The following is a 13,452-nucleotide window of genomic DNA, read 5'->3' on the forward strand; positions in this document are numbered from 1 at the left end:
GTCAGCAGCCGATCAGGCGGCTGGCCAGGTAGCCCTCGATCTGGTCGAGGGAGACGCGCTCCTGCTTCATGGTGTCGCGCTCGCGCACCGTCACCGCGTTGTCGTCGAGGGTGTCGAAGTCGACCGTGACGCAGAACGGCGTACCGATCTCGTCCTGGCGGCGGTAGCGGCGGCCGATGGCGCCGGCGTCGTCGAAGTCGATGTTCCAGTGCTGGCGCAGCGCCTGGGCGAGGCCCTTGGCCTTCGGGGACAGGTCGGGGTTGCGGGACAGCGGGAGCACCGCGACCTTCACCGGGGCGATGCGCGGGTCGAAGCGCATGACGGTGCGCTTCTCCATCTTGCCCTTGGCGTTGGGCGCTTCGTCCTCGAAGTAGGAGTCGAGCATGAAGGCGAGCATGGTGCGGCCGACACCGGCCGCGGGCTCGATGACGTACGGCGTGTACCGCTCGCCCTTCTCCTGGTCGAAGTAGGAGAGGTCCTGGCCGGAGGCCTTGGCGTGCGCGGAGAGGTCGTAGTCGGTGCGGTTGGCGACGCCCTCCAGCTCACCCCACTCGCTGCCGCCGAAGCGGAAGCGGTACTCGATGTCGGCGGTGCGCTTGGAGTAGTGGGAGAGCTTCTCCTGCGGGTGCTCGAACCACCGCATGTTCTCCTCGCGCAGGCCCAGGCCGGTGTACCAGTTCCAGCGCTGCTCCATCCAGTACTCCTGCCACTTCTCGTCCTCGCCCGGCTTGACGAAGAATTCCATCTCCATCTGCTCGAACTCGCGGGTGCGGAAGATGAAGTTGCCGGGCGTGATCTCGTTGCGGAAGCTCTTGCCCATCTGGGCGATGCCGAACGGGGGCTTGCGCCGCGAAGTCGTCTGGACCTGGCTGAAGTTGGTGAAGATGCCCTGCGCGGTCTCGGGACGCAGGTAGGCGATGGAGCCGCTGTCCTGGGTCGGGCCGAGGTGCGTGGAGAGCAGGCCGGAGAACTGCTTGGGCTCGGTGAACGTGCCCTTGTTGCCGCAGTTCGGGCAGGTGAGGTCGGCGAGGCCGTTCTCGGGCGCCCGGCCCTTCTTCTCCTCGTACGCCTCTTCGAGGTGGTCCGCGCGGTACCGCTTGTGGCAGGAGGTGCACTCGGTCAGCGGGTCGCTGAACGTGGCGACGTGGCCCGACGCCTGCCAGACCTCGGTGGCCAGGATCACCGACGAGTCGATACCGACGACGTCCTCGCGCGAAGTGACCATGTAGCGCCACCACTGGCGCTTGAGGTTCTCCTTCAGTTCCACGCCCAGCGGACCGTAGTCCCAGGCGGCCTTCTGACCACCGTAGATCTCACTGCAGGGGTAGACGAAGCCACGGCGCTTGCTGAGGCTGACGATGGTTTCGATCTTGTCGGCGGCCACGGTGCTCTCTTCATTACGACGACGTTGAAGCTCGCTGGATACGCGCTCCGGGAGCGAATGCTTCAGGTTACCGGCGGGCCCACCCCCTCAACCAAATCGATTCGGGGGTACAGAGCGGGACCGAGCGTGACGAAGGCCTTGTTGACAATCGTTTCCAGTTTTGTTGAAAATGACTGTCATGAACGTACGCCTTGCTCGCCGCCCCAGCCGCCGCCTCATATCCAGCACCACCGTCGCCGCCTCCACGGTGCTCGGTCTGGTGGGCCTGTCCGCCTGCTCCTCGTCGTCGAGCGCGGACAGCAAGAACGACGGCAAGCTCGACGTCGTGGCGTCGTTCTACCCGATGCAGTACCTCGCCGAGCAGATCGGCGGCGACCACGTCTCCGTCAGCAACCTCACCGAGCCGGGCCAGGAGCCGCACGATCTGGAGGTCAGCGCCAAGCAGCGCGCCCAGATCGAGGAGTCCGACGTCGCCCTCCACCTCAAGGGCCTGCAGCCCGCGGTGGACGAGGCGATCGACCAGTCCGGCACGCAGACGAAGATCGACGCGGCCTCCCTGACCAGCCTGGAGAAGCACGGCAGCGAGGTCGGCGGGCACGCCGAGGAGCACGCCGAAGAAGACGGACACGACCACGACAGCGAGGGCTCCGACCCGCACATCTGGCTCGACCCGGTGAAGTACACCGAGGTCGCCGAGGGCGTCGGCAAGGCCCTGGAGAAGGCCGACCCGGACCACGCGGCGGACTACAAGAAGAACACCACGGCCCTGGTCAAGAAGCTGGACGACCTGAACACGAAGTTCGAGGACGGCCTGAAGAACACCGGCTCCAAGACCTTCATCACCACCCACGCCGCCTTCGGCTACCTCGCCGAGCGCTACGGGCTCACCGAGGAGGCCATCAGCGGCCTCGACCCGGAGAGCGAGCCCAGCGCCGCCCGCGTCAAGGACCTCCAGAAGATGGCGAAGGCCGACGGCGTCACCACCGTCTTCTACGAAACCCTCGTCAGCGACAAGACGGCGAAGACCCTGGCGAGTGACGCGAAGCTCAAGACTGATGTACTCGACCCGATCGAGGGCATCACCGACAAGTCCAAGGGCGACGACTACCTCCAGGTCATGGAGTCGAACCTGGCGGCGCTGCAGAAGGCTCTCGGCGCCAAGTGACATATGGATCAGCTGAGTTGAAGGGCGGCAGCGAGATGACCGAACCCGTCATCACCCTGCGCGGGGTGACGGCCGAGCTGGGGTCACGCCCCGTACTGCGCGGCATCGACCTGACCGTGGGCCGCGGCGAGGTCGTCGCCCTGCTCGGCGCGAACGGCTCGGGCAAGTCGACCGCCGTGCGCAGCATCATCGGGCAGGTGCCGCTCACCGGCGGCGAGATCGAGCTGTTCGGCACCCCGCGCCGCCGCTTCAAGCAGTGGGCGCGCGTCGGCTACGTACCGCAGCGCACGACGGCCGCGGGCGGGGTGCCCGCGACGGTCACCGAGGTCGTCTCCTCCGGCCGGCTCTCCCGGGCCCGCTTCGGCATCCTGCGGGCGGCCGACCGGGACGCGGTGCGCGGCGCCCTGGAGATGGTCGGCCTCGCCGACCGCGCCAAGGACTCGGTCAACGCCCTCTCCGGCGGCCAGCACCAGCGCGTGCTCATCGCGCGCGCCCTGGCCGCCGAACCCGAGCTGCTGATCATGGACGAGCCGATGGCGGGCGTCGACCTCGCCAGCCAGGAGATCCTCGCCGCGACCCTGCGCGAGCAGGTCGCGGCGGGCGCCTCCGTCCTCCTCGTCCTGCACGAACTCGGCCCCCTCGAACCGCTGATCGACCGCGCGGTGGTCCTGCGCGACGGCTGCGTCCTGCACGACGGGCCGCCCCCGAAGGCGGTCGGGCAGCACGCCCTGCCGGGCCACGACCACGTCCACCCGCACTCGGCGGCGGACGCCGAACCGATCCGTACCGGACTGCTGAGCTAGAAGGCCACACCATGGAATTCCTCGACTACGCCTTCATGCAGCGGGCCCTGCTCGCCGCCGTCCTCATCGGCGTCACGGCCCCGGCCATCGGCATCTACCTGGTGCAGCGCCGCCAGGCCCTGATGGGCGACGGCATCGGCCACGTGGCGATGACCGGTGTCGGCCTCGGCTTCCTGTTCTCCTGGTCCCCGGTGTGGATGGCGATGCTCGTCTCCGTCCTCGGCGCACTCCTGATGGAACTCATCCGCTGGTACGGCAAGACCCGCGGCGACATCGCACTCGCCATGCTGTTCTACGGCGGTATGGCCGCGGGTGTGATGTTCATCAACCTGGCGCCGGGCGGCTCGACCGCCAACCTGACCTCGTACCTCTTCGGCTCGCTCACCACGGTCTCGCAGCAGGACGTCGTCACGATCTGCCTGCTCGCCGCCTTCGTCGTGCTGGTCACGGTGGGCCTGCGCCGGCAGCTGTTCGCGGTGAGCCAGGACGAGGAGTTCGCGCGGGTCACGGGCCTTCCCGTGCGTGCCCTCAACCTGTTGATCGCCGTCACCGCGGCGGTCACGGTGACGGTCGCGATGCGCGTGGTGGGCCTGCTTCTGGTGTCGGCCCTGATGGTGGTCCCGGTGGCGGCGGCGCAGCAGCTGACCCGCAGCTTCAAGGCGACGTTCGTCATCTCGGTCGCCATCGGCGTCGTGGTGACGCTGGGCGGCACCGTCACGTCGTACTACCAGGACGTGCCACCCGGCGCGACGATCGTGCTCCTGACCATCGGCGTCTTCATCGCCCTGACGCTCCTCGCCACCCCGCTGGCCCGGCGCCGGGCACGGGCGGCGACGGCGGTGCCGGGCGATCCGGCGGAGTGCGCGATCCCCGAGCAGGCCTCCGCCAAGGTCTGACCCGGTCACGGCGCAGCCTGGCACAATGGCGGCGGTACGTACGTGGCAGGGATGTGAGGAGGAAACCGTGGCAGCCCCGGTTCGAGGCAGGTCTACCCGCCAGCGCGCGGCAGTGGCGGCAGCACTCGACGCGGTGGACGAGTTCCGCAGCGCCCAGGAGCTGCACGACGTCCTGAAGCACAAGGGCGACTCCGTCGGCCTGACCACGGTCTACCGCACGCTCCAGTCCCTCGCCGACGCGGGCGAGGTCGATGTCCTGCGCACGTCGGAGGGCGAGGCGGTGTACCGGCGGTGCTCCTCCGGTGACCACCATCACCACCTGGTCTGCCGGATGTGCGGCAAGGCGGTCGAGGTCGAGGGGCCCGCGGTGGAGAAGTGGGCGGAGGCGATCGCCTCTGAGCACGGGTATGTGAATGTGGCGCACACGGTGGAGATCTTCGGCACCTGTGCGGAGTGCGCTGCCGCGCGGTGAGTGGGTCTTGTACGGGGGGTCTTGTACGGGGGCCGTCGCCGGGTGCGGGTTGTGTGTGGCTGAGCGCGCAGTTCCCCGCGCCCCTGAAGACCTGCGGCTTCGCCGCGCCTTCCCCTTGGAGGCAGCGCACGTAGTGCGCACCTCCAGGGGCGCGGGGAACTGCGCGACCAGCCCCCCACCGGGCCCGCGGACCGCGACGCGCAGTGCCCCGCAGACGCGACCGGATCCCGGTCTAGCCCTCGGCCTCCAGCTGCAGAAGCACCTCGTTAGGGGTAGCCCCGCCGAAGCGCCGGTCGCGCGAGGCGTATTCGACGCACGCGCGCCACAGGTCACGGCGGTCGAAGTCCGGCCAGAGGACGTCCTGGAAGACCATCTCGGCGTAAGCGCTCTGCCAGAGAAGGTAGTTGGACGTGCGCTGCTCGCCGCTGGGCCGCAGGAACAGGTCGACGTCCGGCATGTCCGGGTAGTACAGGTACTTCGCGAACGTCTTCTCGCTGACCTTCGACGGGTCGAGCCGGCCCGCCTTCACGTCCTCGGCGAGAGCCAACGCCGCGTCGGCGATCTCGGCGCGGCCGCCGTAGTTCATGCAGAAGTACAGGGTCAGCTTGTCGTTGTCCTTGGTCTGCTCCTGGGAGATCTCCAGCTCCCTGGCGACCGACTTCCACAGCTTGGGCATCCGGCCGACCCAGCGCACCCGGATGCCGAGCTCGTCGAGCTGGTCGCGGGTCTTGCGGATGAAGTCCCGGTTGAAGTTCATGAGGAAGCGGACCTCGTCGGGCGACCGCTTCCAGTTCTCGGTGGAGAAGGCGTACAGCGAGATCGCGCCCACGCCCAGCTCGACGCCGCCCTGGAGGACGTCCAGGACCCGCTCGGCGCCCACCTTGTGGCCCTCGGTCCGCGGCAGTCCGCGCTCCTTGGCCCACCGTCCGTTGCCGTCCATGACGATGGCGACGTGTCCCGGCACCAGCTCGCCCGGGATCTTCGGCGGCCGCGCGCCCGACGGGTGCGGTTCGGGCGCCTCGTACTCACGGCGGGACCGTCCGAGGATTCCGCGACGTGCCATGTTTCCGGCCTCTCCCCTAGCTCAGTTTCCAGCTCTGCTACAGCTTTTCAGCGCTCGCGCTAGCCCTTTTCCACGTAGCGCAGCGAGCGCAGTCCGCGCTCCAGGTGCCAGTGCAGATAGGCCGACACCAGGCCGCTGCCCTCGCGCACGAAGCGTGCCTCGCTCGCGTCGGCCGTCTCCCAGTCGCCGGTCAGCAGCGCGCCGAGCAGGGTGAGGGCCTGCGGTGAGGGTACGACGCTGCCCGGTACCCGGCAGTCGACGCAAACCGAGCCGCCCGCGCCGACCGAGAAGAACCGGTTGGGGCCGGGCATTCCGCACTTCGCGCAGTCGCCGAACGTGGGCGCGTACCCGTTCACGGCGAGGGAGCGGAGCAGGAACGCGTCGAGGATGAGGTGGGACTCGTGCTCGCCGCGGGCGAGGGTGCGCAGGGCGCCGACGAGGAGCAGGTACTGCTGGACGGCCGGTTCGCCCTCATGGTCGGTGAACCGTTCCGCCGTCTCCAGCATGGCGGTGCCCGCGGTGTAGCGGCCGTAGTCGGTGACGATGCCGCCGCCGTACGCGGCGATGGTCTCGCTCTGCGTGCACAGCGGAAGGCCGCGCCCGACCAACTCGCTGTTGCGGGCGAAGAACTGCACGTCGACGTGGGAGAACGGTTCGAGCCGCGCCCCGAACTTGGACTTGGTGCGGCGCACGCCGCGGGCCACGGCGCGGACCCGGCCGTGATTGCGCGTGAGGAGGGTGATGATGCGGTCGGCTTCGCCGAGTTTCTGGGTCCGCAGGACGATCCCGTCATCACGGAAGAGACTCATCGCGCACCCCCGCGGGCGGCGTCGTCGTCTTCCCGGAGCAGGCTCATCCCCCCATTCTGCCTCTACGCGAAGGGGCCCCGCGGCGCGGTCACCCCTTCACGCGCCCACGGGCCCGGCCCCGCGCCCCGCACGTGGTGTTCCCCACACTCCCGGGCCGGCCGCCGGCCGTGTCCGTAGGCCGGAGCCCGCCGGATCAGGGGACCTCGCCGCGGCTTCTTCTGTTCGCGTACGCCGTCGCCGCCCGCAGGCGTTCCGTGGTGGTGGCCTCACGCACTATGTCGGGCGTGCAGTCCCACTCGCGACCGCCGCCGAAGGGGCGCAGTTGTACGTACGGGCCCTCGTGGCCCATCACCCGTCCCACCCGGCCGGTGCTCATGTCGACCGCGTACGAACCGATCGCTGGCTTCATCGGGGGGCGCTCCTGTCCGTTTTGCGTCCTGCTGCGCGAGGGGTGTGACGGCCGGGCGGGTCGCCGCGTCAACCGGACAACGCCGTGCTTGCACGATGGACACGGGGCGACCGGTGCGTTCGCCCCCGGGTCCGGCCAGGTGGGGGCGGCGCGACGCCGATCCTATTTCACGCTTAGTACCTTCGTGGTGACGTTGTGTCCTATCGGTGGGGTGGTGACGATGCGCCCCGGGCGCAGGGCAGAGGCCGCCGAGCGGCGGTGCGATGCGGGAGCGCGCCGAAGGTACGGCTGATCACGTCGGCCCGGGACGGACCGTCCCGGGAGACCCGTCACCTGGGTCCGAGGTCTGCGTCCATCCGGTTCTCGCGGGCGTGCTCGCCCGCCGCCTGCGCCGCGTCGCCCGCCGCCTGCGCCTCGTCGACAACGTCCCCGACGACCTCGGCCTGTTGGCACAGCACGAGAGCCACGTCGTCCAGGAGCGGCGCTCCGGTGTGGGCGGTCACCGCGTCGTACAGCGCGTTGAGCGCGTCACCCGGAAGGACCGCCGACAGCGACCGGGCGCACTGCTCCAGCAGCGGGAACTCGGCCCCCTCGGCGTCCCGCGCCTCGGTCAGGCCGTCGGTGTAGAACAGGACCCGGTCCCCCGGCTGCAACCAGCACCGGCGGCTGCCGGGCCGGGTGCCGAGCCCCAGCGGCAGTGCGGGCTCGACCGGCCCGAGCAGCCGGGGCGAACGGCCGGTGCGCAGCGGTGGCGGATGCCCGCAGTTGACGATCCGGACCTCGCCCGGCGCGAACTCGGCGAACAGCGCGGTGACGAAGTTCTCCGGCCCGAGCTCGGGGGCGAGAAGGGCGTCGAGCCGTACGGCGATGTCGGTGAGTTCGGGGGTCACATAGGCCAGGTCGCGGAAGCCCGCGAGCACCGACGCGGCGGTCTGCACCGCGTCCAGGTCGTGACCGCGTACGTCACCTATGAACACCCGTGTCCCATAAGGGGTGTTGACGACGTCGTACACGTCTCCGCCGACCGTGGCGGGCTCCAGGGGGCAGTGGTGCCGGGTGCAGACGTCGATCCCGCCGACCCGGGCGGCCATCGGGCGCATGATCGCGCCCTGGGCCACCTGGGCCACTTCCGTGGCGTACTGGAGTGCGGCGGCGCGCGCCGTCTTCTCCCTGGCGATGCGGACGGTCACGGCGCCGCCCGCCAGGAGCAGCAGGTACTCGACGAGGAACGGTGACGTGTCCGTCAGATGACGGACGGCGCCGGCCGACAGGGCGAGGACCGCGCTCCATCCGACGACGGTGAGCGTGCCGCGGACGCCGAGCCGGGAACAGGCCAGGACCGGTCCGAGCAGCAGGGCCGCCACCGCCGGCCGCCAGCCGTCGTACAGCCCGCCGACCACGGCGAGCAGGAAGCTCACGGTCGCCGGCAGCGCCAGGTGCCTCGCCCTCCGCCAGCGCATTCGCCCACTTTCCCGCACCGTCATGCGGGAGCCTCCCGCCTGCTCCGCCCCGCTCTGCCCCGCCGCGCTGAGCGGCCCACTCTGTCCGAACACCCGCTGTGGTGCGCCGCATTGTCCGCAGTGGGTGCATCCATGACCGGAGCCGCCCTTCGTTGTCGTCATCTGTCCGCGTCGGCGGGCCGGGCCGCAAGCACCTGCTCAACTTGCGTCATTCACCGGCGCGGGATCCGCACCGGAGCAGACTGTCCGGCGACGCCGCGCGAGCGCGCGGCGGACCAGGCCGGGAGGGCGGTGCGGGTGGAGAACTTCCCCGCGGAGACGACGAGCTTCATCGGCCGCGACAAGGAACTGGGCCTGCTCGACGCGGCGTTGACCCGGCACCGGCTCATCACGCTCACCGGCGTCGGCGGCGTCGGCAAGTCACGGCTCGCCGCACGCGCCGCACGTCGCGCGGCCCCGCTCTTCGGCGACGGCGCGCGGCTGGTCCCGCTCTCGCCCCTGCGCGAACCCTCGCTCCTGGGCCACGTCATCTTCGAGGAGCTCCGACTCCTCGACCAGTCGGCCAGGCCTCCCGAGGAACTCATCGCCGAATGGCTCGCCACCCGCGACGTCCTGCTCGTCCTGGACACCTGTGAGCATCTGATCGGGGAGTGCGCGCGCCTCGCGTCCCGGCTGCTCGACGCGGCCCCCGGGCTGCGGATCCTGGCGACGAGCAGGGAACCGCTGGGCGTGCCGGGTGAGTGGCGTCTGGAGGTGGAGCCCCTGCCCGTGACGGCGGAGGCCGCACCGTCGGCGAAGAGCGAGACGGCGGGCGGTGACGCCGTCGCCCTCTTCGCCGACCGGGCGGCCTCCGCCGTCGACGGTTTCCGGCTGGGCGGTGCGGACCGGGAGTCGGCCGTCGCCGTGTGCCGCCGTCTCGACGGCATCCCGCTCGCCATCGAACTGGCCGCGGCCCAGCTGCCGGAGCTGACCCTGCGCCAGCTCGACGAGCGGCTGCTGCACCGGTTCGACACCCTCGTCGTCCCGGACGCCCCGGGCTCCCCGGCCGCGCCCCGGCACCGCACGCTGCGCACCACGATCGGCTGGAGCCATGAACTGTGCGCGCCCCTGGAGCGGCTGCTGTGGGCGCGCCTGTCCGTCTTCGCGGCCGGCTTCGACCTGGCCGACGCCCGGGCGGTGACCGCCGGCGGCCCGCTGACCGCCGACGCCGTTCCCGCCCTCCTCGACAAGCTGATCTCGAAGTCCCTCGTGCGTCCGGTCCCGGGCACGGCGGGCCCGGCCCGCTACCGGCTGCTCGACACCGTGCGGGAGTACGGGGCGCACTGGCTGCGCGAGCTGGGCGAGGAGACGGCGGTGCGCCGGGCCCACCTGGAGCGCTACCGGGAGCTGGCGGTGCGGGCCGATCGCGAGTGGCTGTCCGACCGGCAGACCGCGTGGAGCGCACGCATCACGGCCGAACACGCCAACATCCGGGCGGCCCTCGACTTCGCGCTCCGCGACGGCCCGCGCCGTGTCGCACTGGAGATGGCCGGCGCCCTGTGGGTCTTCTGGTTCGCGTGCGGCTTTGCGCGCGAGGGCCGCCATTACCTGGACCGGGCCCTGGCGGGTGGCCCGGAGCCGGGCCCCGAGTACGGCAAGGCCCTGTGGGCCGGCGGAGTCGTATCCGTGGGGCAGGGCAGTCTGGACGTGGCGTTGCGGCACTCCGCCGAGCTCCGGGTCCTGGCCGCGACGTCCGCCGATCCGGCCGTGCGGGTGGCGGCGGACTACCTCGAAGGCACGATCCTGACCCAGCAAGGTGAGCCCGAGCGGGCGCTCACCACGCTGGACGCGGCCCCGCCCGAAACCCTGTGGGGTTCCTTCGAGGCCGCGTGCTTCATGAACCGGCTCTCTCTTGCGTTCGCCCGCATCCATCTCGGCGACCTGGATCTGGGCAAGTCGATCGCGTACGGGGTCTCCACCGAGCTGGGCGCGCGCGGCGAGTGCTGGGGGCGGGCGTTCGGCGACTACTTGCAGGCCCTGGCCGAGTTCGGGCTCGGCAACTGGGCCGAGGCCGCCGGGCACGCCCGCGCGAGCCTGCGGGGCAAGGCCGAACTCCACGACACCCTGGGGGTCGCCCTCGCCGCCGATGTGCTGGCCGCCGCGACCGTGGCCGACGGGCAGGGTGAGGCGGGGGCCCGGCTGCTGGGCTCGGCGCAGCGCCTGTGGCTGGCCTTCGGCCTCCCGCAGATGGGCAACACGAAGCTCGTCGCCGTCCGCGCGGACGCGGAACGGCGAAGCCGGGAAGCCCTCGGCCTGGCCGCGTACACCAAGGCATATGAGGGCGGGCTGTACGACGACACGGTCGACGGGATCGTCTACAGCCTGGACGCCGGCATCGGCCCCTAGGTCCCCGGGACCAGAAGGTGCTCAGCCGACCCCGCGGGTCTCCTGCTCGGCGCGTTTCTCGATGCCGCGGAAGTGTGTGGCCATGGCCTGCTCGGCGCCGGCCACGTCGCGGGCGCGCAGGGCGGTCACGATGGCCCGGTGCCGGTCGACGGTGACCTCGGGCGCCGGGTCGCCGGCCCACTGGCGCACCCCGGCGACCCGGTCGAAGACGTTCCAGAACGCGCCGAGCAGCTGCGGTATCAGTTCGTTGCCGAGGGAGCCGTAGAGCGTCTCGTGGAACTCGCGGTCCAGGTCGGCGAAGGGCTCGCCGGCCTCGCCCGCCTCCCCCATCTTCCGTACGATCGCGTCGAGTTGGTCCAGGGTGCCGGCGTCGGGCGGGGCGGCCGCGACGCGCCGGACCAGGCCCTCCTCCAGTATTTCGCGGACCTGGAGGATCTCCGCGAGGGCGTGCGCGTCGTCGGCGGGGCGCAGCAGGGTGCGGAAGGTGAGGCCGTCGGCGAGCGGGGTCAGCGACGCCTGGCCGACGTAGGTGCCGTAACCGTGCCTGATCTCCACGATGTCGAGCGCCTGGAGGGCTTTGAGCGCCTCCCGTACCGAGTTCCTGCTCACGCCGAGCGTCTCCATCAACTCGGCTTCGGTGGGCAGGAGTTCCCCGGGCCGCAGTCCCGCGTCCAGGATCTGCTGCGTCACCGCGCGCTGGACCTGGTGGCTGACGCGGCGTGGGCGCAGGGCCGGACTCATGGGCTCGTCGGACATGCGCCGCATCGTAGGCGCTCCAGACATCCCACGTCCCACCTCGGGGCGAAAGATCTTCCCGGGGGCGCAGCGGCGTGCGCCCCCGGGATCCTGCGCGATCTCTTGACCGCCCCTCCGGGTCCTCTTATGGTCACGTCGCTACCCAAGACGTAGGACGTTGGATCTCCGAGTCACTGGAGGCACCATGAGCGACCACGACACGACCGGACGCCGCTCCTTCCTCAAGTACACCGGCGCCCTGGGTGCGGCGGCCGCCATCTCCACGTCGCTGTCGGCCTGTTCGTCGGGGCCGAAGTCCACGAACGACACGGGTGACGACGGGGGCGCGGGCGGCTCGACGTCCCTGACGGCCGTCATCGGCTACGGCAACGACGGCAGCTGGGACCCGACACAGACGGCGTCCGCGTTCGCGATGGCGGGCAACCACCACATCTACGAGGGTCTCGTGGACACCGATCCGATCACCCGGGCCCCGTACGCGGCGCTGGCGACCGAGGTGCCGGGCGCGGCCCAACTCAAGGGCACGGTGTGGAAGTTCACGCTCCGCCCGGGCGCCAAGTGGCACGACGGGAAGCCGGTGACGGCCGACGACGTGGTGTTCGTCTTCGACCGGATCCTCGACGCGAAGACCCAGACGCTCGCCAAGGGGTTCTTCGAGAGCTGGCTGAAGGAGGTCAGGAAGACCGGTGACTCCTCGGTCGAACTGGTCCTCAAGTTCCCCTTCCCGGACGGGGTCGCGCGGCTGGCCCTCGCGAAGATCATGCCGAAGCACGTGTTCTCCCGGCCGGGCGGGTGGGACGACGCGATGAAGGGCAAGGCCGTCGGCTCGGGTCCGTACAGACAGAGCTCGCACCAGCCGAAGACGAACACCACCTTCGAGGCGTTCGACGACTACAACGGCCCCCGCAAGCCCGCCTACCGGAAGATGAACTGGCTGACCATCGTCGACGCGGCGCCGCGCGTCGCCAAGATCTCCGGGGGCAGCGCCGACGCGCAGATCGCCGACAACATCCCGTACGCCAACATCCGGCGCCTGGAGCAGGACGGGCTCACCGTCGAGGGCGGCGCCGGGATGAACAACCTGTTCCTGATGTTCAACACCGCGCACAAACCGTTCGACGACGTGCGCGTGCGCCAGGCGCTGCACTACGCCATCGACAAGAAGAAGATGATCGAGGTCGCGCTCAAAGGGCATGGCACAGCCGCGAGTTCGTTCCTCAACGAGGGGAATCCGAGCCACCGCCGCGCCGGCACGGTCTACGACTACGACCCGGCGAAGGCCAGGAAGCTGCTGAAGGACGCGGGCGCCGACGGACTCGGCATCAGCCTCATGGCCGTCAACGTGTCCTGGATCGTCGACTGCCTGCCGACCATCAAGGCCTCCTGGGACGCGATCGGCGTGAAGACCACGCTCGACCCGCAGGAGACCACCGCCGTCTTCACCAAGATGGACCAGAAGAAGGACTACCAGGTGGTGGCCGCGGCCTCGAACCCGAACCAGTTCGGCCTCGACGCGGACCTGATCATGCACTACAACTACGGACCCACCAACCCTTGGATGGGCTACGCCCGCTGGGCCGACGACCCCACCGCCAAGCAGCTCTTCAGGCAGATGGACCAGGCCACCCGGGAACCGGACGCCGGCAAGAAGAAGGCGATGATCCAGGAGTACCTGGACGTCGTCGCCGAGCAGGCCGTCATCTACCCCGTCGTGCACAACGAGCTGATGACCGCCTGGGACGCGAAGAAGATCACCGGAGTGCAGGCCCAGCCCTATCCCGGCATCAACGTCCTCAAGGCGCATCCCGCGTAAGTCGCACAAGTAGCCGTCCACATAAGGGAGTTCACGC

The 13,452-nt window shown here is 70.4% G+C and carries 12 protein-coding genes; 6 read left to right on the top strand and 6 right to left on the bottom strand.

What is annotated here, in order from left to right; genetic code table 11:
- Position 1: 1 nt before the first annotated feature.
- Positions 2 to 1,384: a glycine--tRNA ligase gene (locus ABD366_RS33525; RefSeq protein WP_324772243.1), complete on the bottom strand. Its 1,383-nt coding sequence runs from the start codon at positions 1,382 to 1,384 to the stop codon at positions 2 to 4.
- 178 nt (positions 1,385 to 1,562) lie between these two features.
- Here ABD366_RS33525 and ABD366_RS33530 point away from each other — a divergent pair, with 178 nt between their 5' ends.
- The 4 genes from ABD366_RS33530 to ABD366_RS33545 are packed head-to-tail and all read left to right on the top strand — an operon-like array spanning position 1,563 to position 4,720.
- Complete coding sequence (locus ABD366_RS33530; protein ID WP_324772244.1) at positions 1,563 to 2,549, top strand: metal ABC transporter substrate-binding protein; 987 nt, start codon at positions 1,563 to 1,565, stop codon at positions 2,547 to 2,549.
- A 35-nt stretch (positions 2,550 to 2,584) separates the two neighbouring features.
- The gene (locus ABD366_RS33535; RefSeq protein WP_324772245.1) at positions 2,585 to 3,352 is read left to right on the top strand and encodes a metal ABC transporter ATP-binding protein; all 768 of its coding nucleotides are present in this window, start codon (positions 2,585 to 2,587) and stop codon (positions 3,350 to 3,352) included.
- Between the two features lie 11 nt (positions 3,353 to 3,363).
- Complete coding sequence (locus ABD366_RS33540; protein WP_324772246.1) at positions 3,364 to 4,248, top strand: metal ABC transporter permease; 885 nt, start codon at positions 3,364 to 3,366, stop codon at positions 4,246 to 4,248.
- Between the two features lie 25 nt (positions 4,249 to 4,273).
- On the top strand, positions 4,274 to 4,720 hold the full coding sequence (locus tag ABD366_RS33545; RefSeq protein ID WP_344443033.1) for a Fur family transcriptional regulator: 447 nt from the start codon (positions 4,274 to 4,276) through the stop codon (positions 4,718 to 4,720).
- A 232-nt stretch (positions 4,721 to 4,952) separates the two neighbouring features.
- Here ABD366_RS33545 and ABD366_RS33550 read toward each other — a convergent pair whose 3' ends face one another.
- The 4 genes from ABD366_RS33550 to ABD366_RS33565 all read right to left on the bottom strand — a co-directional run bounded on the left by ABD366_RS33550 (position 4,953) and on the right by ABD366_RS33565 (position 8,461).
- Complete coding sequence (locus ABD366_RS33550; RefSeq protein WP_324772248.1) at positions 4,953 to 5,783, bottom strand: isoprenyl transferase; 831 nt, start codon at positions 5,781 to 5,783, stop codon at positions 4,953 to 4,955.
- A 59-nt stretch (positions 5,784 to 5,842) separates the two neighbouring features.
- Positions 5,843 to 6,592 (bottom strand): DNA repair protein RecO, encoded by a 750-nt coding sequence (gene recO / locus ABD366_RS33555; RefSeq protein WP_324772249.1) that lies wholly within the window; start codon positions 6,590 to 6,592, stop codon positions 5,843 to 5,845.
- Between the two features lie 193 nt (positions 6,593 to 6,785).
- Complete coding sequence (locus tag ABD366_RS33560) at positions 6,786 to 7,001, bottom strand: hypothetical protein (RefSeq protein ID WP_324772250.1); 216 nt, start codon at positions 6,999 to 7,001, stop codon at positions 6,786 to 6,788.
- A 329-nt stretch (positions 7,002 to 7,330) separates the two neighbouring features.
- Entirely contained in the window at positions 7,331 to 8,461 is a 1,131-nt protein-coding gene (locus tag ABD366_RS33565) for a PP2C family protein-serine/threonine phosphatase (RefSeq protein WP_324772251.1), read from the bottom strand.
- Positions 8,462 to 8,758: 297 nt separating this feature from the next.
- Between ABD366_RS33565 and ABD366_RS33570 the strand changes: the two genes are divergently transcribed.
- The gene (locus ABD366_RS33570; RefSeq protein WP_324772252.1) at positions 8,759 to 10,846 is read left to right on the top strand and encodes an ATP-binding protein; all 2,088 of its coding nucleotides are present in this window, start codon (positions 8,759 to 8,761) and stop codon (positions 10,844 to 10,846) included.
- A 21-nt stretch (positions 10,847 to 10,867) separates the two neighbouring features.
- Here the strand turns inward: ABD366_RS33570 and ABD366_RS33575 are convergent, their stop codons facing one another.
- Positions 10,868 to 11,611, bottom strand: coding sequence for a FadR/GntR family transcriptional regulator (locus ABD366_RS33575; protein WP_324772273.1), 744 nt, complete (start codon positions 11,609 to 11,611; stop codon positions 10,868 to 10,870).
- Between the two features lie 175 nt (positions 11,612 to 11,786).
- On the opposite strand from ABD366_RS33575, the gene ABD366_RS33580 reads away from it, so the two are divergent.
- Entirely contained in the window at positions 11,787 to 13,415 is a 1,629-nt protein-coding gene (locus tag ABD366_RS33580; protein ID WP_324772253.1) for an ABC transporter substrate-binding protein, read from the top strand.
- Positions 13,416 to 13,452: the final 37 nt, after the last annotated feature.

The organism is Streptomyces kunmingensis (assembly GCF_039533535.1).
Taxonomy (GTDB): Bacteria; Actinomycetota; Actinomycetes; order Streptomycetales; family Streptomycetaceae; genus Streptomyces; species Streptomyces kunmingensis.